Genomic DNA, 25,261 nt, shown 5'->3' on the forward strand with positions numbered 1-25,261 from the left:
TATCGATCTCGCCGCCGGTGACGGTCTCGAGGCCCGCGACCATGCGCAGCAATGTCGACTTGCCGCAGCCGGAGGGGCCGACCAGCACGCAGAACTGTCCGTCGCCGACATCGACGTTGACGCCCTTGATGGCCTCGAAGCCGCCGAGATAGGTCTTGCGGACGTTGCGCAGGGTGACGTTAGCCATGAAAACTCACTTCTTACTTTTCCGTCTCGACGAGGCCGCGCACGAACAGTTTCTGCATGACGACGACGACGAACACCGGCGGCAGCATGGCCAGCATGGCGGTCGCCATCACGATCGGCCATTCGGTCAGCGCGTCGGTGGTGGTGATCATCTTGCGGATGCCGACCTGGATGGTCTGCATGTCGTCGCGGGTGGTGATGAGCAGCGGCCAGAGATATTGATTCCAGCCGAGGATGAACAGGATCACGAACAGCGCCGCCATGTTGGTGCGCGACAGCGGCAGCAGCGTATCCCAGAAGAAGCGCAAGGGACCCGCGCCGTCGATGCGCGAGGCCTCGAGCAATTCGTCCGGCACCGTCATGAAGAACTGTCGGAACAGCAGCGTTGCGGTGGCCGAGGCGATCAGCGGCAGCGCGAGGCCCGCATAGCTGTCGAGCATGTGCAGATCGGCGACGATCTTGTAGGTCGGATAGATGCGGACCTCGACCGGCAGCATCAGGGTGATGAAGATGATCCAGAAGATCGGCATCCGGAACGGAAAGCGGAAATACACGATCGCATAGGCCGAGATGATCGAGATCGCAATCTTGCCGACCGCGATCAGCAGCGCCATCACCAGCGAGTTCAGCATCATGTTGCCGACAGGCTCGCGGGTCGAGCCGCTCGTGCCGACGAAGATGGTTTGATAATAGGTCTCGAAGAAATGACCGCCCGGCAGCAGCGACATCTGCCCGTTCGCGATCAGCGCATTGTCCTGGGTCGAGGCGACGAACGCGATGTAGACCGGGAAGGCGACGATCGCGATTCCGATCCAGAGAATGATGTGCGCGACGTAGCGCCGAAAGCCCTCTTCCTCGACCATCAGTAGGTCACCTTGCGTTCGACGAAGCGGAACTGGATTCCCGTCAGCACGATGACCATCACCATCAGGATCACCGATTGCGCGGCGGAGCTGCCGAGATTGCCGCCGAGCAGGCCGTCGGAATAGACCTTGTAGACCAGCGTCTCGGTCGACTTGCCGGGACCGCCGCGGGTCATGGTGTCGATGATGCCGAACGTGTCGAAGAAGGCGTAGACGATGTTGACGACCAGCAGGAAGAAGATGGTCGGCGACAGCAGCGGGAAGGTCACGGTCCAGAACCGGCGCATCGGACGGGCACCGTCGATCGCGGCGGCTTCGAGCACGCTTCGCGGGATGCTCTGCAGACCGGCGAGGAAGAACAGGAAATTATAGGAGATCTGCTTCCAGGCGGCGGCGAGGATGATCAGGGTTGCCGCCTGGTCACCGTCGAGCAGCGGATTCCAGTCGACCCCGATCGCGCGCAAATAGCGCGCGATGATGCCCAGCGAGGGATGCAGCATGAAGATCCAGAGCACGCCGACGACCGGCGGCGCCACCGCATAGGGCCAGATCAAGAGGGTGCGGTACAGCATCGAGCCGCGCAGGGGCTTGTCCGCCATGACGGCGAGCAGCAGCGCAAAGGACAACGACGAGACCGCGATGGCGAAAGAGAAGAAGAAGGTGCGGAGGATCGCCTCGAAATAGGCGGGCTCCCTGAACAGGTCGAGATAGTTCTCGAACCAGACGAAGCTCGTCGACAGACCGAAGGCGTCCTGGAGCAGGAAGGACTGGATCACCGCCTGCAGGGCCGGCCAGTAGAAGAATAGCAGGACGATCGCGAGCTGCGGGGCAACCAGCGCGTAAGGCAATAGCCTGGATTGGAAAATGGCTTGCTTCTGCATGGTGTCCGCCGAAAGCGGCAGGCCGGGGGACCGGCCTGCCGCTCATCGCCTCACTTGACGGCGGTCTTTTCGAACTGCCGCAGCATCGTGTTGCCGCGCTCGACGGCGGCATCCAGCGCCTGCTTGGCGGTCTTCTTGCCGGCCAGCGCCTGCTCGATCTCTTCCGACCAGACGTCACGCAGCTGAACCATGTTGCCGAGGCGCAGACCGCGCGAGTTCTCGGTCGGCTCCTTGTTGGTCAGCTCCAGCAGCGGGGTCTCGAGATAGGGCTGGTCCTTGTAGAAGCCCTCGGCCTTGGCTTTCTCATAGGCCGCCTTGGTGATCGGCAGATAGCCCGAGGCCTTGTGGATGTAGACCTGGCGATCGGTGTCGGAGAGGAAGGTCAGGAATTTTGCGACGCCCTTGTATTCGTCGGCCGGCTTGCCGCCCATGACCCAGAGCGAAGCGCCGCCGATGATCGAGTTCTGCGGCGCGCCCTTTGCCTCCGGATAATACGGCATCGGCACCGCGGTGAAGTTGAACTTGGCCTGGGCCTTGACGTTGCCGAAGAAGGCCGACGAGGTCAGGTAGATCGGGCATTCGCCCGAGGTGAAGCGGCCTTCGCCGGTGTTGGTACGGCCGGCATAGTCGTAGACCTTGGTCTTCTGGAGCTCGACCAGGTTTTCGAGATGCTTGACCTGGAGCGGCCCGTTGAACTCGAGCTTGGTGTCGAAGCCGTCGAGGCCGTTGGCCTTGCTGGCGAGCGGGACGTTGTGCCAGGCGGAGAGCTGCTCGAGATTGACCCAGGTGACCCAGGAGCCGGAGAAGCCGCAGGTGTCATGACCGGCAGCCTTCAGCTTCTTGGCGGCCTCGAACGTCTCGGGCCAGGTCTTCGGGATCGCGACATTGGCCTTCTTCAGCTCGTCGAGATTGACCCACATCACGGTGGACGACGAGTTGAAGGGGAACGACAGCATCTCGCCCTTCGAGGTCGAGTAGTAGCCGGTGATGGCGGGCAGGTAGATCTTGGGATCGAACTTCTCGCCGGCCTCGGCCATCAGCTTGTAGACGGGCTTCACCGCGCCGGTCGCAGCCATCATGGTGGCGGTGCCGACCTCGAACACCTGCATGATGTGCGGCGCGTTGCCGGCACGAAACGCCGCGATGCCCGCGTTCATGGTGTCGGCGTAATTGCCCTTGTAGGTCGGAACGACCTTGAAGTCGCTCTGCGACGTGTTGAAGTCGTTGGCGAGCTTGACGATGACGTCGTTGTTGGCGCCGGTCATCGCGTGCCACCACTGGATTTCCGTCACGGCCAGCGCCGGCGACGCCGTCATGCCAACCGTGAGTGCAAATGCGGCAGCCACCCCAAAGTGTCGAAGAGCCATCAAGTAAACCTCCCTTGGCCGTCAAAAGAAGCGCTTGCGCTAGCAGCGCCATATGACGTTCACATGACTGTGTAAGCGGCCGAAACGAAAGCGGCAAGCGCTGGAAAAGGGAAGACGGCAAATAGGCGAAGACGGAGCGGCAGCCGCATTGGTTCGCGGTGCACTATCGTGCCCGCGCCGCACTGCGGCATCATTCGTCGGACGGAGGTGGTGGCCTCTACCGCTTGCGCTCGGGGCCGCAGACGGTGCCCTTCTCGACCATCGCGTCGATCTCGGCCTTGGAGTAGCCAAACTCGCCCAGCACCTCCTGGGAGTGCTGGCTGAATTTCGGCGGCAGCCGGCGCAGGCTCGGCTTGCTGCGGTCGAGCCGGATCGGCGAGGCGACGCCCTTGTACCAGTCCTTCTCGATAATATCGCCGCGCGCGATCGTGTGCGGGTTGGTCAACGCCTGGTCGATCTTCTGCACGGGCCCGGCGGGCAGGCCCGCGGCGAGCAGGCGATTGCACAGCGGCTCGGCCTCGTGCTGGCTGAACACGGCAGCAAGCTCGGCGCGCAGCGCCTCGCGATTGGCGATGCGGTCCTTGTTGCGGGCAAAGCGCGGATCGGTGCCGAGCTCGGGCTTGCCGATCTCCTTGGCGAGCTTGCGGAAGGTGCCGTCATTGCCGACACCGATGAAGATGTCGTCGGTCTTGGTCGGGAAGATCGCGTAAGGCACGAGGTTGGGATGCTCGTTGCCGGTGAGGCTCGGCGGCTTGCCATGCATGAAATAATTCGCGGTGTGCGGATGCATGATGGCAAGGCCGGTCTCGTACAGCGTCGTCTCCAGGAATTGGCCCTTGCCGGAACGCTGCCGCTCCGACAGCGCCATCAGGATGCCGATCGCCGCATAAAGTCCGGTGGTGATGTCGACCAAGGGCACGCCGATCCGCGTCGGTCCGCTCTCGGGCGAGCCGGTCGCGGCGATCATGCCGGTCATGGCCTGGATGATGGCGTCATAGCCGGGATTGCCGCCGCGCGGGCCGTCGGCGCCGAAGCCGCAGATCCGGCAATGCACGAGGCGCGGGAATTTCTTGCTGAGCACGTCGTTGCCGATGCCCCATTTCTCCAGCGTGCCCGGCTTGAAATTCTCGATCAGGACGTCGGCGGTCTCCAGCATCTTGAGCAGCACGATGCGGCCGCCCTCGGAGGCGAGGTCGAGGCCGATCGAGCGCTTGTTGCGGTTGATTCCGACGAAATAGGCCGCGTCCTCCTCGTGGAAGGGAGGGCCCCATTCGCGCACCTCGTCGCCCGCGGGCGGCTCGACCTTGATCACGTCGGCGCCGTGGTCGGCGAGGATCTGGGTGCAGTAGGGACCGCCGAGCACGCGCGTGAGATCGATGACGCGCAATCCGCTCATTGCGCCCAATGCGGCTTCAGAACTGGCGGCTTCAGAACTCATGCCTTCGCTTCCCCTGTGTCGATATTTGGCCACAGGCCTAGCGAGGTTCGCACAAGCCAGCAATGGCCTGTTGCGTAGGGGCGTATGCACTGCCGGCCGCATGCCGCGGCATGGCAAATCAGGATTGGCAGATCAGCGGAAGCGGCCGGCCCGAGGGGGATCCCGGGCCAGCCAATCCGCACTTTCGATCAGACGACCGTCAGGCGAACGTCGACATTGCCGCGCGTGGCATTGGAGTACGGGCACACCTGGTGCGCCTTCTCGACCAGCGCCTCGGCTTCCGCGCGGGCGAGGCCCGGCAGCGAGACGGCGAGATCGATGTCGAGACCGAAGCCGCCCTCGGAGCGCGGGCCGATGCCGACGGTCGAGGTCACGGAGGCATCGGCCGGAACCTTCGGCCCACCCTGCGACGAGACGAACTTCATCGCGCCGATGAAGCAGGCCGCATAGCCGGCCGCGAACAGCTGCTCGGGATTGTTGCCGGCGCCGCCGCCGCCCCCGAGCTCCTTCGGCGTGGTGAGCTTGACGTCGAGCGCGCCGTCGAGGGTTGCAGCATGGCCATCACGGCCGCCGGTGGCCTTGGCGCTGGCCTTGTAGAGGACGTTCACGGACATTGTCGTCTCCTCGGGTCTTCCGGTTGGGGTGTGCTCTGTATCGCAAACAATTAGATTGTGGGCAATTGAAATTAGCGCGGCTCACATTTAATTGTTCGCAATTGAATGTGCCGCCCGCCGGCCCCAGAATGGGAGGAAATCCCGTGAGATTCTCCATGCCCCGGAAGCTATCGACCCTCGATCCGCAACGCCTCGACAATCAGATCTGCTTCGCGGTCTACTCGGCCGCGCATGCCTTCAACCGCGTCTACAAGCCGCTGCTGGACCGGCTCGGCCTGACCTATCCGCAATATCTGGTGATGCTGGTGCTGTGGGAGCGCGACGACGTGCCGGTCAAGGACATCGGCGAGCGGCTGTTCCTGGATTCGGGCACGCTGACGCCGCTGCTCAAGCGGCTCGAGGCCGCCCATCTCGTGCGGCGCACCCGCTCGAGCGAGGACGAGCGTCAGGTCCTGATCGCGTTGACGGCGCAGGGGCATGCACTGAAGGAAAAGGCCCGCAGCGTGCCGCAGTCGATCCTGGCGGCCTCGGACTGCTCAGTGTCGGAACTGGTGTCGATGAAGGACGAGATCGTCGCGCTGCGGGATCGGCTGAACGCGGTGATCGGGGAGTAGGGGGTGTATCCCTTACGACAGCCGCTTCTTCGTGAAAGCGCGACCGGAGTGAGACTTCAGATACGCCTCGAACGCGAGCGCTTTATGCTTGTCGGGGAAGGCGCAGTACCAGATCAGCTTCCAGGGTTTGAACTTGGCGGTATGGCTGGATCTGCCGGCATTGTGCTCCGGAATCCGTCGCTTCAAATCCTCGGTAGCGCCAACGTATTCCTGCTCGGGAAATTCAATGCTGCGGAGGATGTAGACGTACCACATCGACGCTATCGCCCGGGTAGCCGTTAGGTGGGGGTCTCACCAGTCCGTCTTCGCCCTTTGGGCTACGCCGGACACCACGCTTCACCCTTCAAGCTCCGCGCGGCTGCGCCACGCGTAGCCCGAAGGGCGAAGCGTGGTGGAGCCAGGCGGGATCGAACCGCCGACCTCTTGCATGCCATGCAAGCGCTCTCCCAGCTGAGCTATGGCCCCTTAGTCCTTGTGGGGATCCTGGTGGATCACCCGTACCGGCGAGCCCTGGTGACTCGCGCGGTGCACCCTTTTTCACAGATCAGGGCTGATCTCAAGTCTCTTCATCACCTCCGACATCACCAATGATGTCGGTCACGTCCTCATCGCCCTCTTCTTCGTCGGCAATGAAGGTCGAATCATCGTCATCGTCGTCATCGAGGGTCTCATCGACCTCGATATCGTCCTCGGATTCGGGCACGGCGGCCTTGACCTTGCCGGTGTTCTCCTCGGCGTCGGCCTCCTCGAGCGAGACCTCCTCGACCTCTGCCGGCTCCGGCGTGGCGTCGGCCGTCGCTGCGTGCCGGGCTTCGGCGCCGCGGGGCATGCGCGCGGGCGCGACCGGGGCGATCGGCACGACTTCACCGGTATAGGGCGAGATCACCGGATTCTTGTTGAGGTCATAGAACTTCTTGCCCGTGGTTGGGCAAATACGTTTGGTTCCGAGTTCGGACTTGGCCACGGCAGGAATCCTGGGAATGTCTGAAAAGCGGTGTTTCACTTGGCTAGTTGGCGGCCCGCTGTCAATAGCGCATTACGGGAGAACGACATGCCCGTGACGAGGCGCTGACCATGTGGTACCTGCGCCCAGCGCCCTCGAGGGCGCATCCAAGGACACAATCGTGACCCATTCCGACCAAACGAGGCCGCTCCAGGCTCGCGCCAGCGGGCCGCTGACCGGGAAAGTACGGGTGCCTGGGGACAAGTCGATCTCCCACCGTGCCCTCATCCTGGGCGCGCTCGCGGTCGGCGAGACCAGGATTTCAGGTCTGCTGGAGGGCGAAGACGTCCTCAACACCGCCAAATCGATGCAGGCGCTGGGCGCCACCGTGGAGCGGACCGGCGATTTTGCCTGGAAAGTGCAGGGCGTCGGCGTCGCGGGCTTCGCCCAGCCCAAGGAAGCGCTGGATTTCGGGAACTCCGGCACCGGCTGCCGGCTGGTGATGGGCGCCGTCGCCGGCTGCCCGATCTCGGCGGTTTTCGACGGGGACGCCTCGTTGCGCAGCCGCCCCATGCGCCGGATCCTCGATCCCCTGGAAAAGATGGGCGCCAAGGTCATCTCCGGCAGTGAGGGCGGCCGCCTGCCCCTGACACTCCAGGGTGCCCGCGATCCGCTGCCGATCACCTACAAGACCCCGGTCGCCTCGGCCCAGATCAAATCGGCAGTGCTGCTGGCGGGCCTTGCCGCGCCTGGCATCACGACTGTCATCGAGACCGAGGCCAACCGCGACCACACCGAATTGATGCTGAAGCATTTTGGTGCCGACATCACCTCGGCACAGGAGGGCGTGCACGGCCGCCGTATCACGCTCAAGGGCCAGCCCGAGCTGCACGGTGCCAATGTCGTGGTGCCGGCCGATCCCTCTTCGGCGGCTTTCCCGGTGGTCGCGGCGCTGATCGTCGAGGGCTCCGATGTCGTCCTGTCGGATGTCATGACCAATCCGCTGCGCACCGGCCTGTTCACCACGCTGCGCGAAATGGGCGCATCGATCGAGGAGAGCGAAGTCCGCGGCGACGCCGGCGAGCCGATGGCGAAACTGCGCGTGCGGGCCTCGAAGCTGCGCGGCGTCGTGGTGCCGCCGGAGCGCGCGCCCTCGATGATCGATGAATATCTCGTGCTCGCGGTGGCAGCCTCTTTCGCCGAGGGCACCACGATCATGCGCGGCCTGCAGGAGCTGCGCGTCAAGGAATCGGATCGCCTCGAGGCCACCGCTGCCATGCTCCGCGTCAACGGCGTGAAGGTCGAGGTCTCCGGCGACGATCTGATCGTCGAGGGTCGCGGTCACGTCCCCGGCGGCGGCACTGTCGCGACCCACATGGACCACCGCATCGCGATGTCCGCATTGGTGATGGGCTGCGCCTCGGACCAGCCGGTGACCGTGGACGACACCGCTTTCATCGCCACCAGTTTCCCGGACTTCATTCCGATGATGCGTTCGCTAGGGGCCGAGTTTTCATGATCATCGCCATCGACGGACCCGCGGCCTCGGGCAAAGGGACGCTCGGCAAGCGTCTCGCGCACCATTACGGCTACCGTCACCTCGATACCGGCGTGATCTACCGTGCGGTGGCCTATGCCCTGATGCAGTCCGGTCACGATCTCCGGGACGAGGAGGCTGCGGTCGCTGCGGCGCTGGAACTCGATCCCGAAAAGTTCGGCAATCCGGCCCTGAAGACCCAGAAGGCCGGCGAGGGCGCCTCCATCGTCTCGGCGATCCCCAGGGTTCGCGAGGCCCTGGTCAATTTTCAGCGGCAATTCGCCGCCGATCCGCCCGGAGCGGTGCTGGACGGCCGGGACATTGGAACCGTGATCTGCCCGCATGCGGACGTGAAGATTTTCGTCGTCGCCGATCCAAAAGTCCGAGCGCGCCGCCGGACCATGGAGGCCAAGGCGAGGGGCGAGGAGGCCGACGAGGCCGCCGTGCTCGCCGACATCATCCAGCGCGACGAACGCGACAAGAACCGGCCTATTGCGCCCCTGAAACCGGCCGCCGATGCTTACTTGCTAGATAACTCCCAACTGGATATAGAAGGCGGCGTCCGGGCCGCCATCGACATTATCGAGGCCGTCCGAGCGGGCCGGTCGCGGGGTTAAGCCGCCGCCGTCATTGGAGGAAGTGCCCGCTCCCGCTCTTTGAGGTCGATACCTCGGTCCTTTGTTTGGGGCCGACGCGATCCAGGCTCCGGACACAAGATTTCCACGTATCGAACGCGCGGGCCTCAGCCGGCCCGCTTCCGCTGTTCCGCCTTTCAGGCCGGAGCAGCGAGCGGTCGCTCGAAGGTCTTGCGGACCTTCCGACACTGCGCGTGCGATGCGCCCATGAACCCAACGGCCGGCACGACATCCGCAACTGGAGAACAAATGGCTTCGACTTCTGCTGATACCTATAGCCCGTCGCGCGACGATTTCGCCGCGATGCTCGACGAGTCCTTCGCAGGTGGCAACCTGCAGGAGAGCTCCGTCGTCAAGGGCAAGGTTGTTGCAATTGAAAAGGACATGGCCGTCATCGACGTCGGCCTGAAGACCGAGGGCCGTGTCGCCCTGCGCGAATTTTCCGGCCCCGGCCGTGACAGCGAACTGAAGGTCGGCGACGAGGTTGAAGTGTTCCTCGATCGCATCGAGAACGCGCTCGGCGAAGCCGTGCTGTCGCGCGACAAGGCGCGCCGCGAAGAGAGCTGGGGCAAGCTCGAGAAGGCGTTCCAGAACAACGAGAAGGTCAACGGCGTCATCTTCAATCAGGTCAAGGGTGGCTTCACCGTCGACCTCGACGGTGCCGTGGCCTTCCTGCCGCGCTCGCAGGTCGACATCCGTCCGATCCGCGACGTTGCGCCGCTGATGAACAATTCGCAGCCGTTCCAGATCCTCAAGATGGATCGCCGTCGCGGCAACATCGTCGTGTCCCGCCGCACGGTTCTCGAAGAGACCCGCGCCGAGCAGCGTCAGGAGCTGGTGCAGAACCTCGAAGAGGGTCAGGTCATCGACGGCGTGGTCAAGAACATCACCGATTACGGTGCGTTCGTTGATCTCGGCGGCATCGACGGCCTGCTGCACGTCACCGACATCGCGTGGCGCCGAGTCAACCACCCGACCGAGGTGCTCTCGATCGGCCAGACCGTGAAGGTCAAGATCATCAAGATCAACCACGAGACGCACCGCATCTCGCTGGGCATGAAGCAGCTGCTGGACGATCCGTGGCAGGGCATCGAAGCCAAGTACCCGCTGGGTGCCCGCTTCACCGGCCGCGTCACCAACATCACCGACTACGGTGCGTTCGTCGAGCTCGAGCCGGGCATCGAAGGCCTGATCCACGTCTCCGAGATGTCGTGGACCAAGAAGAACATGCACCCCGGCAAGATCGTTTCGACCTCGCAGGAAGTCGAAGTGCAGGTGCTGGAAGTCGATTCCGTCAAGCGCCGCATCTCGCTCGGCCTCAAGCAGACCATGCGCAACCCCTGGGAGGTCTTCGTCGAAGGTCACCCGACCGGTTCGACGGTCGAGGGCGAGGTCAAGAACAAGACCGAGTTCGGTCTGTTCCTGGGTCTCGAGGGCGACGTCGACGGCATGGTCCATCTCTCCGACCTCGACTGGAAGCTTCCGGGCGAGCAGGTGATCGACAACTACAAGAAGGGCGACATGGTGAAGGCCGTGGTGCTCGATGTGGACGTCGAGAAGGAGCGCATCTCGCTCGGCATCAAGCAGCTCGAAGGCGACCCCTTCGCCGAGCCGGGCGATGTCAAGAAGGGCGCGGTCGTGACCTGCGAAGTGCTCGAAGTGAAGGAAAGCGGCATCGAGGTGAAGATCACCGGTACCGACTTCTCGACCTTCATCAAGCGCTCCGAACTCGCCCGTGACCGCAACGACCAGCGCGCCGAACGCTTTGCCGTCGGTGAGAAGGTCGATGCCCGCGTGATCCAGTTCGACAAAAAGGCCCGCAAGGTCCAGGTGTCGATCAAGGCGCTCGAAGTCGCCGAAGAAAAGGAAGCCATCGCGCAGTACGGCTCCTCCGATTCGGGAGCAACGCTCGGCGACATCCTCGGCACCGCGCTCAAGAACCGCGACAGCAAGTAAGCGAACCTTTCGGTTCGCCAGACATCGAAGCCCCGGCGCGAGCCGGGGCTTTTTTGTTGCCGCCTCCACAAACTCCGCTGTCGTCCCGGACAAGCGCGCTCAAAGCGCGCGTAGATCCGGGACCCATACCCACAGGGAGTGGTTTGACGAAGACTCGGAGTGGGCGTCTCGCGTCACACTCCGCCCTGCGGGTATGGGTCCCGGCGTTCGCCGGGACGACATGTGAGTGTATGGCAGCATCTCGGCCTACGCTGTCACAGCCTTGTTTTCTTCTAATTGCGCCGCAATTGATGTATCCAGATAAGCCGTTGGTCACGCTGTGAGGGCACAACGCGTCCGGCCTTTCATTTGGAGATATCTAGATGTCGCTCGATTCGGACATCATCGTCGATCGCCGCAGGATCCGCCGCAAGCTGACGTTCTGGCGCGTGATGGCTGCGCTGATCGCGATTGCGGCGATTGCGGGCTTTGCGCTGGTCGTGACACCGGGTACGCGGGGCACGTTCGCATCCGCCGGCTCGATCGCGCGGGTCCAGATCGAGGGCCTGATCCGCAGCGATTCCGATCGTACGCAGGCGCTAGAGCGGCTGGAGAATTCGCAGGCCGCCGCCGTCATCATTCACATCAACTCGCCGGGAGGCACCACCGCCGGCTCCGAGCAGCTCTACGATTCACTCGTCCGGCTGAAGGCGAAGAAGCCGCTCGTCGTGGTGGTCGAGGGCCTGGCTGCCTCCGGGGGCTACATCACGGCGATTGCCAGCGATCACATCATCGCCCAGCAGAGTTCGCTGGTCGGGTCGATCGGCGTGCTGTTCCAATATCCCAACGTCAGCGAGCTCCTGAAGACCATCGGCGTCAAGGTCGAGGAGGTGAAGTCGTCACCGCTGAAGGCCGCGCCCAACGGTTTTGAGCCGACCAGCCCGGAAGCACGGGCCGCGCTCGATGCGCTGGTGAAGGATTCCTATGCCTGGTTCAGGGGATTGGTGAAGGAGCGGCGTGGCATGGATGACACGCAGCTCGAGAAAGTGGCTGATGGCCGCGTCTTCACCGGGCGCCAGGCGATCGATCTCAAGCTGATCGATCAGATCGGCGACGAGAAGACGGCGGTGACCTGGCTGGTCGAGCAGAAGGGCGTCAAGAAGGGGCTCTCCGTGCGCGACTACAAGCTCCAGCCGCGCTTCGGCGATCTGCCATTCCTCAAGACGGCCGCCGCCGTTACGCTGGAAGCGCTCGGTTTGGGCTCGATTGCGCATCAAATCGGGCAAACCGGCGTCGCGCAGGCGGTCGATCGGTTCGGAATCGATGGAATGCTGGCCCTGTGGCAACCGGCCGCCTCAAATTGAGGGGGTTGGGCGAGCGGCTGAGGGTTTTCCCGTTTGGCGGGCGTCGGGTCAGCCCGCTTTTTCGGCATTTGTCACGTAATTTCGCGACGCTCAACCTTGATTTAGCGTCTTGACAGATCAAGGTATTTTCACGGAAATGGTCATCCGCACGCTTCCGGGTCCTATCTCTCGATGATCAAATCCGAACTTGTTCAGCGTATCGCCGAGCACAACCCGCATCTGTACCAGCGGGATGTCGAGAACATTGTGAATGCGATTCTCGAAGAGATCGTAGCGGCCCTCGCGCGCGGTGACCGCGTCGAGTTGCGCGGCTTCGGTGCCTTCTCGGTCAAGCATCGCCCTGCACGCGCCGGGCGCAATCCACGCACCGGCGCCCATGTGCCCGTCGATCAGAAGAGCGTTCCGTTCTTCAAGACCGGCAAGGAAATGCGCGAGCGGTTGAACCGCGACCATCCGGATCCCGGCGCGCCCGACTGAGGCTGTCGTCGTCGGGGTTTAACCGAACGGCCGCATGATGCGGCCGCAAGCTTGATTCAAGACGAGCGATCGCGATGCGAAAGTTCCTGACCGCGCTGATCGTGATCCCGCTGGGCCTGATCCTGGTGGCCTTCGCCGTTGCCAACCGGCACTTCGTCACGGTCTCGTTCGATCCGTTCATTGCGAACGACCCGTCATTGTCGGTCACGCTGCCGCTGTTCCTGCTCCTGATCCTGGTCGCCGCCCTCGGCGTCTTCGCCGGCGGCTCCGCCGTCTGGCTCGGTCAGCGGCGCTGGCGCCGCGCGGCGCGCCGGCACGAGACGGATTCACGGGTCGCCAGGGCCGAACTGGCCGATTTGCGGGCCCAGGCGGCCGCGGCAAAGCCCGGCTCGCAGCGCCTTCCCGTACCCTCCGGGGTCGGGCTTTACGGGCCCATCGGGCGAGACAAGCAGCGCGCGACGTTGTAGAAGCGGCCCCGACCGAAAACGCTGTTTTCCGGCCGCACGTTGCGGCCTCCATTTGCTTTGAGACCATGTCCCTGCTCGTCAAAATCTGCGGCCTGTCCACGCGCGAGACGCTTCAAACGGCGCTCGAGGCGGGTGCGGATATGGTGGGGTTCGTGTTCTTCCCCCCTTCGCCGCGGCATCTGTCCCTGGAGCTCGGCCGCGACCTCGGCCGCCAGGTGAAGGGGCGCGCGCTCAAGGTCGCCCTCACCGTCGACGCCGACGATGCGACGCTCGACAACATCATGGACGCGCTGTCGCCGGACATTTTCCAGCTGCACGGCAAGGAGAGCGTGGCGCGGCTGCGCGACATCAAGCAGCGGTTCGGCCGCCCGGTGATGAAGGCGGTCCCGGTCGCGACCGCGGCCGATCTCGCCGTGTTGCCCGGCTATGCCGCGATCGCCGACCGCATCCTGTTCGATGCCCGCGCGCCGAAGGATGCGACCCGGCCGGGCGGCCTCGGGGAGCCCTTCGACTGGCACCTGCTCGAAAACCTCGATCTGAAGCTGCCCTACATGGTCTCGGGCGGGCTTCATGCCGACAATCTCGCCGAGGCACTCCGCGTCACCCGCGCCGGCGGTGTCGACGTCTCCTCCGGTGTCGAGAGCGCCCCCGGCGTGAAAGATCCTGAGATGATCAAGGCCTTCATTCGCGCTGCGCGCGCCAGCCAAGAATCCAGCCAAGAGTTGAGTGTTCGATGAACGTCGCCAAACCCAATTCCTATCGCAGCGGTCCCGACGATCGCGGCCATTTCGGCATCTTCGGCGGCCGCTTCGTCGCCGAAACCCTGATGCCGCTGATCCTCGATCTCGAGAAGGCCTACACCGAGGCCAAAGCCGATCCGGCCTTCCAGGCCGAGATGAACGGCTATCTCACGCATTATGTCGGCCGGCCCTCGCCACTCTATTTCGCCGAGCGCCTCACCGAGCATCTCGGCGGCGCCAAGATCTATTTGAAGCGCGAAGAGCTCAACCACACCGGCTCGCACAAGGTGAACAACGTGCTCGGCCAGATCATGCTGGCGCGGCGCATGGGCAAGAAGCGCATCATCGCCGAGACCGGCGCCGGCCAGCACGGTGTCGCCACCGCGACGCTGTGCGCGCGCTTCGGGCTCGAATGCGTGGTCTATATGGGCGCCGTCGACGTCGAGCGGCAGCAGCCCAACGTGATCCGCATGGAGATGCTGGGTGCGACGGTGGTCCCGGTGCAGTCGGGCACGCGCACGCTGAAGGACGCCATGAATGAGGCCCTGCGCGACTGGGTCACCAACGTGCACAACACCTTCTACTGCATCGGCACGGTGGCCGGCCCGCATCCCTATCCGACGCTGGTGCGCGACTTCCAGTCGATCATCGGCAACGAGACCAAGACGCAGATGCAGGAGGTCGAAGGCCGCCTGCCGGATTCGCTGGTCGCCTGCATCGGTGGCGGCTCGAACGCGATGGGCCTGTTTCATCCGTTCCTCGACGATCCCTCCGTCGAAATCTTCGGCGTCGAAGCTGCGGGCCATGGGCTGACGCAGCTGCATGCGGCGTCGATCGCGGGCGGCCGTCCCGGCGTGCTGCACGGCAACCGCACCTATCTCTTGATGGACGCGGACGGCCAGATCCAGGACGCGCATTCGATCTCGGCCGGCCTCGATTATCCCGGCATCGGCCCCGAGCATTCCTGGCTGCACGAGATCGGCCGCGTGAATTATCTCTCCGCGACCGATGACGAAGCGCTCGCCGCGTTCCAGCTGCTGTCGCGCCTCGAAGGTATCATCCCCGCGCTTGAGCCCGCGCACGCCATCGCCAAGGTGATGGAACTCGCGCCGAAGCGGCCTCGGGATCACCTGATGGTCGTCAACCTCTCCGGCCGCGGCGACAAGGACGTCCCGCAGGTCGGCGACATCCTGAGGGGCAAGAAGTGACCACGCGTATCGACACCCGTTTTGCCGAGCTTGCGAAGCAGGGCCGCTCGGCCTTCGTCACCTTCTTGATGGCCGGCGATCCCGATCCGGCGACCTCGCTCGAGATCATCAAGGCGCTGCCGAAATCAGGCGCCGACGTCATCGAGATCGGCATGCCCTTCACCGATCCGATGGCCGACGGTCCCTCGATCCAGGCCGCCGGGCTGCGTGCGCTCAAGGCCGGCATGACGCTGAAGAAGACGCTGGAGCTGGTGCGCGGCTTCCGCAAGGACGACAATGCGACGCCGATCGTGTTAATGGGCTATTACAATCCGATCTACATTTACGGCGTCGACAAGTTCCTGGTCGATGCCAAGAGCGCGGGCGTCGATGGTCTGATCATCGTCGACCTGCCGCCGGAGGAGGACGACGAGCTCTGCCTGCCCGCGATGAAGGCCGGCCTCAATTTCATTCGTCTGGCGACACCGACGACCGACGACAAGCGGCTGCCGGCCGTGCTCGCCAACACCTCGGGCTTCGTCTACTACGTCTCGATCACCGGCATCACCGGTGCGGCGGCGGCGGACTCCTCGGCCGTGAGCGAAGCGGTGGCCCGCATCAAGCGGCACACCAAGCTGCCGGTGTGCGTCGGCTTCGGTATCCGCACGCCGGAGACGGCGCGTGCCATTGCCTCCCATGCCAATGGTGCGGTCGTCGGCACCGCGCTGGTCGATGCGCTCAAGAACAGCCTCGACGCCGAGGGACGGGCGACCGGCAAAACCGTTAACGCCGTGGCTGAGCTGACGGCGGCCCTGGCCCAGGGCGTCAAGGGCGCGCAACAGGCGGCGGAATAGGCCATAATTCCGCTTTTGGGGCGGGCGACACGGCGACACGGCGGCTTGCCGGGCAACGGCCCGGTCGCCATATATCCCTTCAGGCGATCCGCAAGGCGGGCCGCACATCGGAGCAAACCATGAACTGGCTTACCAACGTGGTCCGGCCGAAGATCCGCAACATGCTGCGGCGGGAGACGCCGGAGAATCTGTGGATCAAGTGCCCGGACTCCGGGCAGCTCGTGTTCTACAAGGACGTCGAGGCCAACCAGTTCGTCATCCCCGGCTCGAACTATCACATGCGCATGGGGGCGGTGGCGCGCTTGAAGTCGATCTTCGACAACGAGACCTGGTTCGACGTCGCGCTGCCTGACGTCACGCCAGATCCGCTCAAGTTCCGCGACGAGAAGAAATACGTCGACCGCATCAAGGACGCGCGCGCCCGAACCAATCTGAACGATGCGATCAAGGTCGGTTACGGCAAACTCGAAGGCTCCGCCGTCGTCGTCGCCGTGCAGGATTTCGACTTCATGGGTGGCTCGCTCGGCATGGCCGCAGGCGAAGCCATCGTCCGCGGGCTCGAACTCGCCGTTGAAAAGAAGTCGCCGTTCATCGTGTTCGCCGCATCAGGCGGCGCGCGCATGCAGGAAGGCATCTTGTCGCTGATGCAGATGCCGCGCACGACGGTCGCTGTGCAGATGCTGCGCGAGGCCAAGCAGCCCTATATCGTCGTGCTGACCAACCCGACCACCGGCGGCGTTACCGCCTCCTATGCGATGCTCGGCGACGTTCAGATCGCCGAACCCGGCGCGCTGATCGGCTTTGCCGGCGCCCGCGTGATCGAGCAGACCATCCGCGAGAAGCTGCCTGAAGGTTTCCAGCGCGCCGAGTATCTGAAGGAGCACGGCATGGTCGACATGGTCGTGCATCGCCACGAGCTGCGTCCGACTCTGGCGCGGCTCTGCCGTCTGCTGACCAAGGCGCCGGCGCCGGAGACCGCGTCGAAGCCGATGCAGCCGGTGCTCAGCCCGGCACAGATCGTATCGGCCGCCGAGACGGCGCCGGCTGCGCCGCACGCGTGAACGCGTCCTCTGACAGCGCGAAGACGCCGCTCGGTGAATTGATCGGGCGGCTGTCGGTCCTGCATCAGAAGCGCATCGATCTCGGGCTAGAGCGGATGCACCGCCTGCTCGAACGGCTCGGCCACCCCGAGCTCAAGCTGCCGCCGGTGATCCACATCGCCGGCACCAATGGCAAGGGCTCGACGCTCGCTTATCTGCGCGCGACGCTGGAGGCAGCAGGCCTGCGGGTGCACGCCTACACCTCGCCCTATCTTGTCAGGATCAACGAGTGCTTCCGGCTCGGCCGCGTTGGCGGTGGCGTGCTGGTCGGCGATGACGAATTGCGCGCGGCTCTGGAAGAGGTCGAACGCGTCAACGGCGGCGAAGCCGCGACATTGTTCGAGCTGAAGACGGCGGCCGCCTTCCATCTGTTTGCGCAGAACCCGGCCGACGTGGTGCTGCTCGAAGTCGGCCTCGGCGGCCTGCTCGATTCGACCAACGTGATCGATGCGCCGGCGGCCTGCGTGATCACGCCCGTCAGCATGGACCACATGGATTTCCTCGGGGACACCCTGACGTCGATCGCCGGCGAGAAGGCGGCGATCATCAAGCGCGGCGTGCCCGTGATCTCCGCGGAGCAGGCGGGCGAAGCCATGGCGGTGATCGAAGCGCAGGCCAAGCGCATGCGCGCGCCGCTTTTTGCGGCGAACGAGAGCTGGCACGTCAATGTCGAGCACGGTCGCCTCGTCTACTCCGACGATCGCGGCCTGATGGATCTCACGGCGCCGCGGCTGTTCGGCCGCCACCAGTTCGACAATGCCGGCCTTGCGATCGCGACGCTGCGCGCGATTCCGAACTTCAGGATCAATCAGGCGGCGTTCGAGGCCGGCATCGTTGGTGCCGAATGGCCGGCGCGAATGCAGCGCATCACCTCCGGTGAATTGCTCTCGTGGGGTCCGCAAGGCTCGGAGATCTGGCTCGATGGCGGGCACAATGCCGAAGGCGGCCGTGTGGCGGCGGCGGCGCTCGGAGATCTCGAAGAGCGGGTGTCGCGACCGCTGGTCGTCATCGCCGGCATGATGGCCAACAAGGATGCGCAGGGCTTCCTTGCCAATTTCGCCGGTCTCACCCGTCACATCATCGCGGTGCCGATCCCCGACACTGAGAACGCGATGCCGGTCGATCGCCTCGCCGACGCCGCCCGCAGCCTCGGCATGCGCGTCGAGACCGTCTCCGGCGTCGAAGCCGCGCTGCGCGCCCTCTCGAAGCTCGCCTACGAGGTGCCTCCGCGCATCCTGATCACTGGCTCGCTGTATCTGGCCGGCCACGTGCTGGCGATCAACGGCACGCCTCCTGCATGATTTCTCTTGTCCCGGACGCGCGGAGCGCGAGCCGGGACCCAGAATGCCGCAATGTGGGCCCCGGCTCAGCAGCGCACCACTGCGTGCTGCGCTGCGTCCGGGGCACGAGAGTGGGGATAACAACATGCGCTTCGCCGCGATTGCCGACGTTCACGGAAACTATCTCGCGCTGGAGGCGGTGCTCGCCGACATCCGCGCCCTTGGGATCACCGCCATCGTCAATCTCGGCGACATGCTGAGCGGCCCGCTCGATGCGCGCCGCACCATCGAGATCCTGATGCAGCTCGACGCCGTGCACGTGCTCGGCAATCATGACCGCTATCTGCTCGACCGCTCCCCGGAGCAAATGGGCTCGTGGGATCGCCCCGCCCACGCAGCGCTTAATACCGTGCAACTGGATTGGCTGCGCGCGCAGCCGATGACGCGCGTCTTCCGTGATCAGGTGTTCCTCTGCCACGCGACGCCCGATAACGACGAAGTTTATTGGCTAGACATGGTGCACCCGGAGGGCGCGGTGGCGCTGTCGCCGCTCGACCGCATCGAGCAATTCGCGCTGGGGCTCACGCAATCCCTGATCCTCTGCGCCCACACTCATCTCGCCCGCGCCGTGCGCTTGCATGACGGCCGGCTGATCGTCAATCCCGGCAGCGTCGGCAGTCCTGGGTATCGTGACAAGCATCCCTATCCGCATGTAGTCGAAGCTGGCACGCCGCATGCGCGCTACGCGATCCTCGAGCTGGCTGATGGTGCCTGGCAGGTGACATTCCGCCACGTCGCGTATGATCACGAGGCGATGGCGGCGCTGGCGCGGCGCAATGGGCAGCCCGAACTGGCGCAGGCGATCGCGACCGGATGGCTCAGGTAAATCCTCTCGTGTCCCGGACGCGGTGCAGCGCAAAGCGCTGCTCCGCAGAGCCGGGACCCAGACTCGCGGCTTCTGGGCCCCGGCTCTGCACTAGACCGACTCACCTCAGCAGCTTCATCGGATCGGCCACCTTCTGCTTCAGTTGCTCGAAGCTGCATTGCCGCGGCGCCTTGTCGGGGCGCCAGCGCAGGATCGAGGTGCCGTGGCGGAAGCGTTCGCCGCTGAAATGGTCGTAGCAGACTTCGATCACCAGCTTCGGTCTCAGCGGACACCATTTTGCCGAGCGCTCGGTGGACCAGCGGCTCGGTCCGCCCGGCGCGTTGCCGGTGAAGCCGGGTTCTGCGATCAGCGCCTCCACCCGGTCGGTCAGCGCGGGCTTCTGCTCTGCCTTGATCGCGGATGTGAAGCCGACATGATGCAGCAAGCCACCATCGTCGTAGAGCCCGAGCAGCAGCGAGCCGACCACCTTTCGCCCGGCGATCTTGTTGGTGGCGTAGCGGAAGCCGCCGACCACGCAATCGGCGCTGCGAAATTTCTTGATCTTCTGCATGCCGTCGCGATTTCCGGCCTGATAGGGCAGGTCGACGCGCTTGGCGATGACGCCGTCCGAGCCGCCACCGGATTGCGCCAGCCATTTTTTCGCCGTGGCGAAGCTCGTCGTCGCCGGCGACAGGCGGAAGAGGCCGCCCTTCAGATGGGCCTTCGCAAAAGCCTCCAGCGCCGGCCGCCGTTCGCTCAGCGGCCTTCCGGCAAGCTGCTTCTGTTTTACCGTCGCGAGCAGATCGAAGACGAGATAGAGCGCCGGCGTGTCCTGCGAGAGCTTCTTCACGCGGCTCGCCGCCGGATGAATCCGTTGCAGCAGCGCGTCGAACGAAAAGCTCTTGCCGTGCGGTACGACGATCTCGCCGTCGAGCGTGAAACGGTCGGCTTTCAGCTTCAGCGCCGCGGCGACGACTTCCGGGAAATAGCGCGCGAGGTCCTCGCCCGATTTCGAGCGCAGATCGACATGACTGCCGTCGCGCGACAGCAGGCAGCGAAAGCCATCCCATTTCGGCTCGTACTGCCATTCGTTGCCGCGTGGAATGGCGTCGACTGACCGCGCCTCCATGGCAACGAAAGAGGTCGATTTTCGCGCGCGCTTTGCGGGAGGGGCGGGCAAGGGTCGGGACTCGTCATACGCTGGACATGTCCCGTCAACGCAAACGGCCGGCATTTCGCCGGCCGTTGTCGAAAATAAACTTGCGCCAGGCGATCAGACCGCGGAGGTGATCCACTGCTGCAGCTTCGCCTTCGGCGCCGCGCCGACCTGGCGGGAGGCCATCTCGCCGCCCTTGAAGATCATCAGCGTCGGGATCGACATCACGCCATACTTGGACGCGGTCTTGGGGCTCTCGTCGACGTTGAGCTTCACGATCTTGACCTTGTCGCCCATCGCGCCAGCGATCTCGTCGAGGGCGGGCGCGATCATGCGGCAGGGGCCGCACCACTCAGCCCAGAAATCGACGACCACAGGACCGTTCGCCTTGAGCACTTCGGCTTCGAAATCGGTGTCAGAAACCTTGCCAACGGCCATGGGAGTACCTCGTTCGGTTGAAAGAATCGGCGCGGATGGGAATCGCGCCCGGGATCATGCCGTCAACCTATGAACGGCCCCTTGCCGGGTCAAGGACGCTCACACTGAGATGAAGGGATGCCAGCGCCGCGTCCAGCGCGGGGGCTGAAATCTCCATATATTCAAGGGCCTCGGTCCAGAGCAGGACGGCGCGGATGGGCTTTTGGGGATAAAGCCGCGCCAGCACCGCCCGGTACAGCGCAAGCTGCCGGACATAGGCGGCGGGCGCTGCGGCCGCGTTCTTGGGCGCCGCCTGGTTGGTCTTGAAATCGACGATCAAAACCTCATCCGGACGAACGATCAGCCGGTCGATCTGTCCCGACACCAATGCCGGGGCGCGGCCCGGCCGCTCCAGCCTGCCGGCGATGGCGACTTCCGCCCGGCTGCCGGCGGCAAAGACCGGCGCGAAGCGCGGTTCAGTGAGCAGGGCGAGTACCTTGTCGGCCAAAGCGGCGCGGTCGGCCTCCGTCCAGTCCGCGGCATTGCGCGCCATGAAGCCGAGCGCGGCCTCGCGCCGGCGCTCCGCGGCGATATCAGGCAGGGATTGCAGGAGACGGTGAACCAGCGTGCCGCGCTGCAGTGCGAGCGCGCGGGACCGCACCGATTCGCCGGTCCGCACGCTGCGGCCTTCCTCAGCCGACTGGCCGGACGGACGTACCAGGTCGTCGTCAACGGTCTCGCGCGGCGCGGGCGTTCGCAGCCAGGCCGGCAGCGCGACCGTCTGGTCCACGGTCGTCGCCGGGATACCCAGCGCCGCGACATCCTCCGGCCGGGCGAATCGGGTCACCTTGCCAAGCGGCGTCTCGATCGTCTGCTTGTCCAGGCCCGAGCCTTTGAGCCCGGTGTCGACCAGGTCATACCAGCTCAGCTTGCGGACTGTCCTCATATTGCCGGGCATGCAGCCGCCGACGATCAGCCGATCGGCCGCGCGCGTCATCGCGACATAGAGCAGGCGGCGATATTCGTCCTCGGTCTCCTCGAGCATCGCCTTGCGCGCGTCGGCGACGGGCTTGGGGTCGTCGGCCTTGCGGCCGGCCCAGACCACGACCTCGCCGCCATTGCCGCGCGGCACGTGGATCAGCCGAACCCGCTGCGAGTCCGCGGGCGACGACGTGGTGTCGACCATGAATACGACCGAGGCCTCCAGGCCCTTGGCGCCATGCACCGTCATCACCCGCACCTCGTCGCGCGAGATCTCCATGTCGCGCTTCACCTCGGTGTCGGCCGAGCGCAGCCAGGCCATGAAGCCCTGCAACGATGCCGGCGCCTTGCGCTCACAGCTCAGCGCGAGCTCCAGGAATTCGTCGAGCGCGTCGTTGGCCTCATGCCCGAGCCGGCGCAGGATGCGCGCACGGCCGCCGTCGCCCCCTAACAGCCAGGCGTAGAAGGCAAACGGCGTTTCCTCGCGCGCGCGCGTCTCACAGGCTTCAAGCCGCCGCAGCACGGCCGCAAACTTCTCGCTTCCCTTCGCATGCTCGCCGAGTGCGCAGCGCAGCGATCCCTTGCGGTCGTGGGCAAGCTGGAACAGATCGTCGTCATCGAGACCGAACAGCGGGCTCTTCAGCGCCACCGCCAGCGCGAGATCGTCCTGCGGCAGCAGCAGGGCATCAGCGAGGTTCATCAGGTCGATGATCGCGATGTGCTCGGTCAGCTTGAGCCTGTCGGCGCCGGCCACCGGAACGCCAGCGTGCTTCAGCGCCTGGATCACGGCATCGAAGGCATTGCCGCGGCGGCGCACCAGGATCAGCATGTCGCCATAGCGCAGCGGTCGGCGCTCGCCTTCGTGCCCGGTCAGCGTGCCACTCTCGACCAGCCGCTTGATTTCGGCCTGGATGCGGCGCGCCAGCTTGACTTCTGGGCTGGTGACAGCGACGCCGTCGAACGGCGCGCGCCAGCCCTCGATCTCCTGGCGGTCGTCGGCGACAGCCAGATCCCACAGCTCGATCACGCTCGGACCGGCATCGGCGAGCGCGTTGTGCAGGGGATGGCCGATCTCGACCGAATGGATGCTCTTGTAGATCTCCTGGTCGCGGAAGACGTGGTCGACCGAGTGCAGGATCGCAGCGCCCGAGCGGAACGAATAGGTGAAGGCGACCGGATCGAACTTCAGCCCCGCCGAGGTGAACTTGCGGTGCAGCTCGCGCCGGCGCGCGTCGAACTCGTGCGGCGCCGCACCCTGGAACGAGAAGATCGACTGCTTCTCATCGCCGACCGCGAAGACCGTGCGGTTCAATCCTTCGCGCGCGCCTTCGCCGGCGGTGAATTCGGAGATGATGTGCGCGACGATGTCCCATTGCCGCGGGCTGGTGTCCTGCGCTTCGTCGATCAGCACATGGTCCACGCCGCGGTCGAGCTTGTAGTGCACCCAGCCTGAAGACACACGGTTCAGCATCGCCAGCGTCTTGTCGATGAGGTCGTCGTAGTCGAGCAGCCCGCGCTCCTGCTTCTCGCGGCGGTAGTTGGCGGCGGCCGCGGTGGCGATATGCAGCAGGGCCGCGGTGCGGTCACGCATGGCGACCGCCCGGCGCTTCTCGATCAATGCACTGACCCGCTGCGCCTCGTTCTCGAACAGGCGCGCGACCGACGGGTTGTGCTCGCCAAACTTCTTGGTCAGCACCGCCTTGCGCGGCAGCTTTTCGTCGGTGAGGAAGACGCAGAGATAGGCATCGACCTGCGCGCTGCCGGAGAACGCCTTGGCCTCGCGGAGCCGACCGGCCTGGTCGTTGTCGGACTTGCTGCCGTCTTCCAGCGCAAAGGCGATGTCGTCCCAGCGCGATCGCGGCAGATAGGGTCCATCGAGAATCTCGGTCTCGACGTCCTCGATGCGATCGCTCGCATCGACGCCCAGCGCCGCCGCCATCTGCGCAGCAGCGGCTTCGGCGTTGCCGGCCTCATCCGTCCAGGCCATGAAGTGATCGCGGCTCAGGCACGCTTCGCGCACGACCTCCTTGAAGGTGACGTCGGCCGCGCTCGCCATCGCGGTCAGCAATGCGCGACCGGTGACGCTCTCCGGATCGCGCGCGGCCTCCAGCAGCACCTTCAGATTGGCGCGCTCCATCATGTCGGTCTGGTCGCGCTCGTCGATCACGGCGAAGCGCGCGGGAACGTTGGCCTCGAACGGAAACTGCTGGAGAAGGCGCGTGCACAGCGCGTGGATAGTCTGCACCTTCAGCCCGCCCGGCGTCTCCAGCGCGCAGGCGAACAGTTTTCTCGCTTCGCGCCGAATTTTCGCGCTGGGATGCGGGATGCCGACAGCGCGGATCGCTGCGTCGAGCCCGGTATCATCCAGCGTCACCCAGTGACCAAGCGTGGTGAACACGCGTTCGGCCATGTTGGCGGCGGCGGCCTTTGTGAAAGTGATGCAGAGGATCTTCTCCGGCGGCACGCCCGACAGCAGCAGGCGTATCACGCGCTGCACCAGCACATGCGTCTTGCCCGAGCCGGCATTGGCCGACACGAAGGCCGACGCGGTTGGGTCGGACGCACGCGCCTGCCGCGCGCGGACCTCGTCGGGGATGGGGCGCGGTGCCTTCACCATTCCTCGATCCCCAAACCGCCGGCCGCGGACCATTCCTTGATCCGGGCGAGATCGTCATAGGTACCGTAGCGATTGGACCACATCGGCAGGTTCAGCGAGGTGTAGGGCTGGTTCTCGTCGTCGAAGGCACGGATCAGCGCTTCCAGTTTGGCCCGCGCTTCGGCGGCCGCTGTGTCCGGCGGCTGCGGCTCGTCGCCGGGTTTGTACTTGAGCTCGAGGATGCGCTCCTCGCCCGGCGGATTGTTGCCGCTCAAGCGCACATAGACGAGCTGGCTCACCGACGCGCCGGCGTCGATATCGGGAAAGCCACCCTCGCGGAGGATCGCGGCCTCCAGTGTGAGCTGCGGCGACAGGCCCATGCGGACCTGCTTGCCGGTCGGCGGCTGTCCGGTCTTGTAGTCGAGGATGGCGTAGCCGCCGCCCTGGCGCCGCTCGATGCGGTCGGCGCGCGCGGAAAGATAGAAGGTGCGCGCATTGTCGAGGCGGATCGATATCTCGCCGCGGGTCTCCGCCGTGATCGATTCGATCGCGTCGCGGCGCGCGGTCTCCCATTCGCCGAACCAGCGCGCGATGCGCTGGAAGCGCGGCCACCACAGCGCCCGCGCCTCGGGTCGCTCCATCAGCGGCGCGAAATATTTCTCGCCGATCGCTCGCAGCACACGGGCGGGATCGTCAGGCAGATTCGCCGCATAGTTCTCGGTGAACTCGCCGATCGCGTCGTGGATCGCCGAGCCGCGGTCGGC

25 protein-coding genes and 1 tRNA gene are annotated in these 25,261 nt (G+C 65.0%); 13 read left to right on the forward strand and 13 right to left on the reverse strand.

Annotated elements, in window-relative coordinates; translation table 11 throughout:
• From IC66_RS42865 to IC66_RS0137190, 6 genes are all read right to left on the reverse strand, one after another.
• Positions 1-187, reverse strand: a 187-nt coding sequence (locus IC66_RS42865; RefSeq protein WP_157158165.1) for an ATP-binding cassette domain-containing protein, incomplete at its 3' end; no start/stop codon positions are given.
• A gap of 13 nt (positions 188-200) precedes the next feature.
• Positions 201-1,049 (reverse strand): sn-glycerol-3-phosphate ABC transporter permease UgpE, encoded by an 849-nt coding sequence (gene ugpE, locus IC66_RS0137170; protein WP_028139465.1) that lies wholly within the window; start codon positions 1,047-1,049, stop codon positions 201-203.
• Complete coding sequence (gene ugpA, locus IC66_RS0137175) at positions 1,049-1,930, reverse strand: sn-glycerol-3-phosphate ABC transporter permease UgpA (protein ID WP_028139466.1); 882 nt, start codon at positions 1,928-1,930, stop codon at positions 1,049-1,051. The genes ugpE and ugpA overlap by 1 nt, the downstream gene beginning before the upstream one ends.
• Before the next feature lie 50 nt (positions 1,931-1,980).
• Positions 1,981-3,297 (reverse strand): sn-glycerol-3-phosphate ABC transporter substrate-binding protein UgpB, encoded by a 1,317-nt coding sequence (gene ugpB, locus IC66_RS0137180; protein ID WP_028139467.1) that lies wholly within the window; start codon positions 3,295-3,297, stop codon positions 1,981-1,983.
• Positions 3,298-3,514: 217 nt separating this feature from the next.
• Positions 3,515-4,735 carry a CaiB/BaiF CoA transferase family protein gene (locus tag IC66_RS0137185; protein WP_049806729.1) on the reverse strand — a complete coding sequence of 407 codons (1,221 nt, stop codon included), beginning with the start codon at positions 4,733-4,735 and terminating at the stop codon, positions 3,515-3,517.
• 188 nt (positions 4,736-4,923) lie between these two features.
• Entirely contained in the window at positions 4,924-5,349 is a 426-nt protein-coding gene (locus tag IC66_RS0137190) for an organic hydroperoxide resistance protein (RefSeq protein WP_038950988.1), read from the reverse strand.
• Positions 5,350-5,504: 155 nt separating this feature from the next.
• Between IC66_RS0137190 and IC66_RS0137195 the strand changes: the two genes are divergently transcribed.
• A complete protein-coding gene (locus IC66_RS0137195; protein ID WP_028139469.1) occupies positions 5,505-5,963 on the forward strand; it encodes a MarR family winged helix-turn-helix transcriptional regulator in 459 nt (152 codons plus the stop codon).
• 12 nt (positions 5,964-5,975) lie between these two features.
• On the opposite strand, the gene IC66_RS0137200 is transcribed toward IC66_RS0137195, so the two are convergent.
• The 3 genes from IC66_RS0137200 to IC66_RS0137210 form a co-directional block, all read right to left on the reverse strand.
• On the reverse strand, positions 5,976-6,218 hold the full coding sequence (locus IC66_RS0137200; protein WP_038950989.1) for a GIY-YIG nuclease family protein: 243 nt from the start codon (positions 6,216-6,218) through the stop codon (positions 5,976-5,978).
• Between the two features lie 134 nt (positions 6,219-6,352).
• Positions 6,353-6,428, reverse strand: a tRNA-Ala gene (locus IC66_RS0137205).
• Between the two features lie 91 nt (positions 6,429-6,519).
• On the reverse strand, positions 6,520-6,927 hold the full coding sequence (locus IC66_RS0137210; RefSeq protein WP_018323433.1) for a TIGR02300 family protein: 408 nt from the start codon (positions 6,925-6,927) through the stop codon (positions 6,520-6,522).
• Positions 6,928-7,087: 160 nt separating this feature from the next.
• On the opposite strand from IC66_RS0137210, the gene aroA reads away from it, so the two are divergent.
• The 12 genes from aroA (at position 7,088) to IC66_RS0137270 (ending at position 19,368) form a co-directional block, all read left to right on the forward strand.
• Positions 7,088-8,425, forward strand: a complete 1,338-nt coding sequence (gene aroA, locus IC66_RS0137215) for a 3-phosphoshikimate 1-carboxyvinyltransferase (RefSeq protein WP_038950990.1) — start codon at positions 7,088-7,090, stop codon at positions 8,423-8,425.
• Positions 8,422-9,060, forward strand: coding sequence for a (d)CMP kinase (cmk, locus tag IC66_RS0137220; RefSeq protein ID WP_028139472.1), 639 nt, complete (start codon positions 8,422-8,424; stop codon positions 9,058-9,060). Before aroA ends, cmk begins: the two co-directional genes overlap by 4 nt.
• 267 nt (positions 9,061-9,327) lie before the next feature.
• Positions 9,328-11,034, forward strand: a complete 1,707-nt coding sequence (gene rpsA, locus IC66_RS0137225; protein WP_028139473.1) for a 30S ribosomal protein S1 — start codon at positions 9,328-9,330, stop codon at positions 11,032-11,034.
• 362 nt (positions 11,035-11,396) lie between these two features.
• Entirely contained in the window at positions 11,397-12,377 is a 981-nt protein-coding gene (gene sppA, locus IC66_RS0137230) for a signal peptide peptidase SppA (protein ID WP_038950991.1), read from the forward strand.
• Between the two features lie 171 nt (positions 12,378-12,548).
• Positions 12,549-12,854 carry an integration host factor subunit beta gene (locus tag IC66_RS0137235; RefSeq protein WP_007598410.1) on the forward strand — a complete coding sequence of 102 codons (306 nt, stop codon included), beginning with the start codon at positions 12,549-12,551 and terminating at the stop codon, positions 12,852-12,854.
• Positions 12,855-12,928: 74 nt separating this feature from the next.
• Positions 12,929-13,321 (forward strand): lipopolysaccharide assembly protein LapA domain-containing protein, encoded by a 393-nt coding sequence (locus IC66_RS0137240; RefSeq protein WP_038950992.1) that lies wholly within the window; start codon positions 12,929-12,931, stop codon positions 13,319-13,321.
• Positions 13,322-13,386: 65 nt separating this feature from the next.
• Entirely contained in the window at positions 13,387-14,058 is a 672-nt protein-coding gene (locus IC66_RS0137245; protein ID WP_038950993.1) for a phosphoribosylanthranilate isomerase, read from the forward strand.
• Positions 14,055-15,269 carry a tryptophan synthase subunit beta gene (gene trpB, locus IC66_RS0137250; protein ID WP_038950994.1) on the forward strand — a complete coding sequence of 405 codons (1,215 nt, stop codon included), beginning with the start codon at positions 14,055-14,057 and terminating at the stop codon, positions 15,267-15,269. Before IC66_RS0137245 ends, trpB begins: the two co-directional genes overlap by 4 nt.
• On the forward strand, positions 15,266-16,102 hold the full coding sequence (gene trpA, locus IC66_RS0137255) for a tryptophan synthase subunit alpha (RefSeq protein WP_028139478.1): 837 nt from the start codon (positions 15,266-15,268) through the stop codon (positions 16,100-16,102). The genes trpB and trpA overlap by 4 nt, the downstream gene beginning before the upstream one ends.
• A gap of 119 nt (positions 16,103-16,221) precedes the next feature.
• Positions 16,222-17,163 (forward strand): acetyl-CoA carboxylase, carboxyltransferase subunit beta, encoded by a 942-nt coding sequence (gene accD / locus IC66_RS0137260; protein ID WP_038950995.1) that lies wholly within the window; start codon positions 16,222-16,224, stop codon positions 17,161-17,163.
• Positions 17,160-18,503 carry a bifunctional folylpolyglutamate synthase/dihydrofolate synthase gene (locus IC66_RS0137265; protein WP_038950996.1) on the forward strand — a complete coding sequence of 448 codons (1,344 nt, stop codon included), beginning with the start codon at positions 17,160-17,162 and terminating at the stop codon, positions 18,501-18,503. Before accD ends, IC66_RS0137265 begins: the two co-directional genes overlap by 4 nt.
• A gap of 124 nt (positions 18,504-18,627) precedes the next feature.
• Positions 18,628-19,368, forward strand: coding sequence for a metallophosphoesterase family protein (locus IC66_RS0137270; protein ID WP_038950997.1), 741 nt, complete (start codon positions 18,628-18,630; stop codon positions 19,366-19,368).
• A gap of 100 nt (positions 19,369-19,468) precedes the next feature.
• Here the strand turns inward: IC66_RS0137270 and IC66_RS0137275 are convergent, their stop codons facing one another.
• The 4 genes from IC66_RS0137275 to IC66_RS0137290 form a co-directional block, all read right to left on the reverse strand.
• Positions 19,469-20,476 (reverse strand): ATP-dependent DNA ligase, encoded by a 1,008-nt coding sequence (locus IC66_RS0137275; protein ID WP_038950998.1) that lies wholly within the window; start codon positions 20,474-20,476, stop codon positions 19,469-19,471.
• Positions 20,477-20,620: 144 nt separating this feature from the next.
• On the reverse strand, positions 20,621-20,941 hold the full coding sequence (gene trxA / locus IC66_RS0137280) for a thioredoxin (RefSeq protein WP_007598398.1): 321 nt from the start codon (positions 20,939-20,941) through the stop codon (positions 20,621-20,623).
• A 67-nt stretch (positions 20,942-21,008) separates the two neighbouring features.
• Entirely contained in the window at positions 21,009-24,518 is a 3,510-nt protein-coding gene (addA, locus tag IC66_RS0137285; protein ID WP_038950999.1) for a double-strand break repair helicase AddA, read from the reverse strand.
• Positions 24,512-25,261: PD-(D/E)XK nuclease family protein (locus IC66_RS0137290; protein WP_038951000.1), on the reverse strand; the 750-nt coding region annotated here is incomplete at its 5' end. The genes IC66_RS0137290 and addA, both read right to left, overlap by 7 nt.

This window comes from Bradyrhizobium genomosp. III (genome assembly GCF_000261705.1).
Lineage (GTDB): Bacteria > Pseudomonadota > Alphaproteobacteria > Rhizobiales > Xanthobacteraceae > Bradyrhizobium > Bradyrhizobium ottawaense.

Bases quoted from the DNA above. Each gene is read 5' to 3' on its own strand.
- IC66_RS0137185 (WP_049806729.1), bottom strand. From the start codon at position 4,735: ATGAGTTCTGAAGCCGCCAGTTCTGAAGCCGCATTGGGCGCAATGAGC.
- IC66_RS0137245 (WP_038950993.1), top strand. From the start codon at position 13,387: ATGTCCCTGCTCGTCAAAATCTGCGGCCTGTCCACGCGCGAGACGCTT.
- rpsA (WP_028139473.1), top strand. From the start codon at position 9,328: ATGGCTTCGACTTCTGCTGATACCTATAGCCCGTCGCGCGACGATTTC.
- IC66_RS0137240 (WP_038950992.1), top strand. From the start codon at position 12,929: ATGCGAAAGTTCCTGACCGCGCTGATCGTGATCCCGCTGGGCCTGATC.
- ugpA (WP_028139466.1), bottom strand. From the start codon at position 1,930: ATGCAGAAGCAAGCCATTTTCCAATCCAGGCTATTGCCTTACGCGCTG.
- IC66_RS0137270 (WP_038950997.1), top strand. From the start codon at position 18,628: ATGCGCTTCGCCGCGATTGCCGACGTTCACGGAAACTATCTCGCGCTG.
- sppA (WP_038950991.1), top strand. From the start codon at position 11,397: ATGTCGCTCGATTCGGACATCATCGTCGATCGCCGCAGGATCCGCCGC.
- IC66_RS0137275 (WP_038950998.1), bottom strand. From the start codon at position 20,476: ATGGAGGCGCGGTCAGTCGACGCCATTCCACGCGGCAACGAATGGCAG.
- ugpE (WP_028139465.1), bottom strand. From the start codon at position 1,049: ATGGTCGAGGAAGAGGGCTTTCGGCGCTACGTCGCGCACATCATTCTC.
- IC66_RS0137195 (WP_028139469.1), top strand. From the start codon at position 5,505: ATGCCCCGGAAGCTATCGACCCTCGATCCGCAACGCCTCGACAATCAG.
- addA (WP_038950999.1), bottom strand. From the start codon at position 24,518: ATGGTGAAGGCACCGCGCCCCATCCCCGACGAGGTCCGCGCGCGGCAG.
- IC66_RS0137190 (WP_038950988.1), bottom strand. From the start codon at position 5,349: ATGTCCGTGAACGTCCTCTACAAGGCCAGCGCCAAGGCCACCGGCGGC.
- trxA (WP_007598398.1), bottom strand. From the start codon at position 20,941: ATGGCCGTTGGCAAGGTTTCTGACACCGATTTCGAAGCCGAAGTGCTC.
- trpB (WP_038950994.1), top strand. From the start codon at position 14,055: ATGAACGTCGCCAAACCCAATTCCTATCGCAGCGGTCCCGACGATCGC.
- cmk (WP_028139472.1), top strand. From the start codon at position 8,422: ATGATCATCGCCATCGACGGACCCGCGGCCTCGGGCAAAGGGACGCTC.
- ugpB (WP_028139467.1), bottom strand. From the start codon at position 3,297: ATGGCTCTTCGACACTTTGGGGTGGCTGCCGCATTTGCACTCACGGTT.
- IC66_RS0137200 (WP_038950989.1), bottom strand. From the start codon at position 6,218: ATGTGGTACGTCTACATCCTCCGCAGCATTGAATTTCCCGAGCAGGAA.
- accD (WP_038950995.1), top strand. From the start codon at position 16,222: ATGAACTGGCTTACCAACGTGGTCCGGCCGAAGATCCGCAACATGCTG.
- IC66_RS0137235 (WP_007598410.1), top strand. From the start codon at position 12,549: ATGATCAAATCCGAACTTGTTCAGCGTATCGCCGAGCACAACCCGCAT.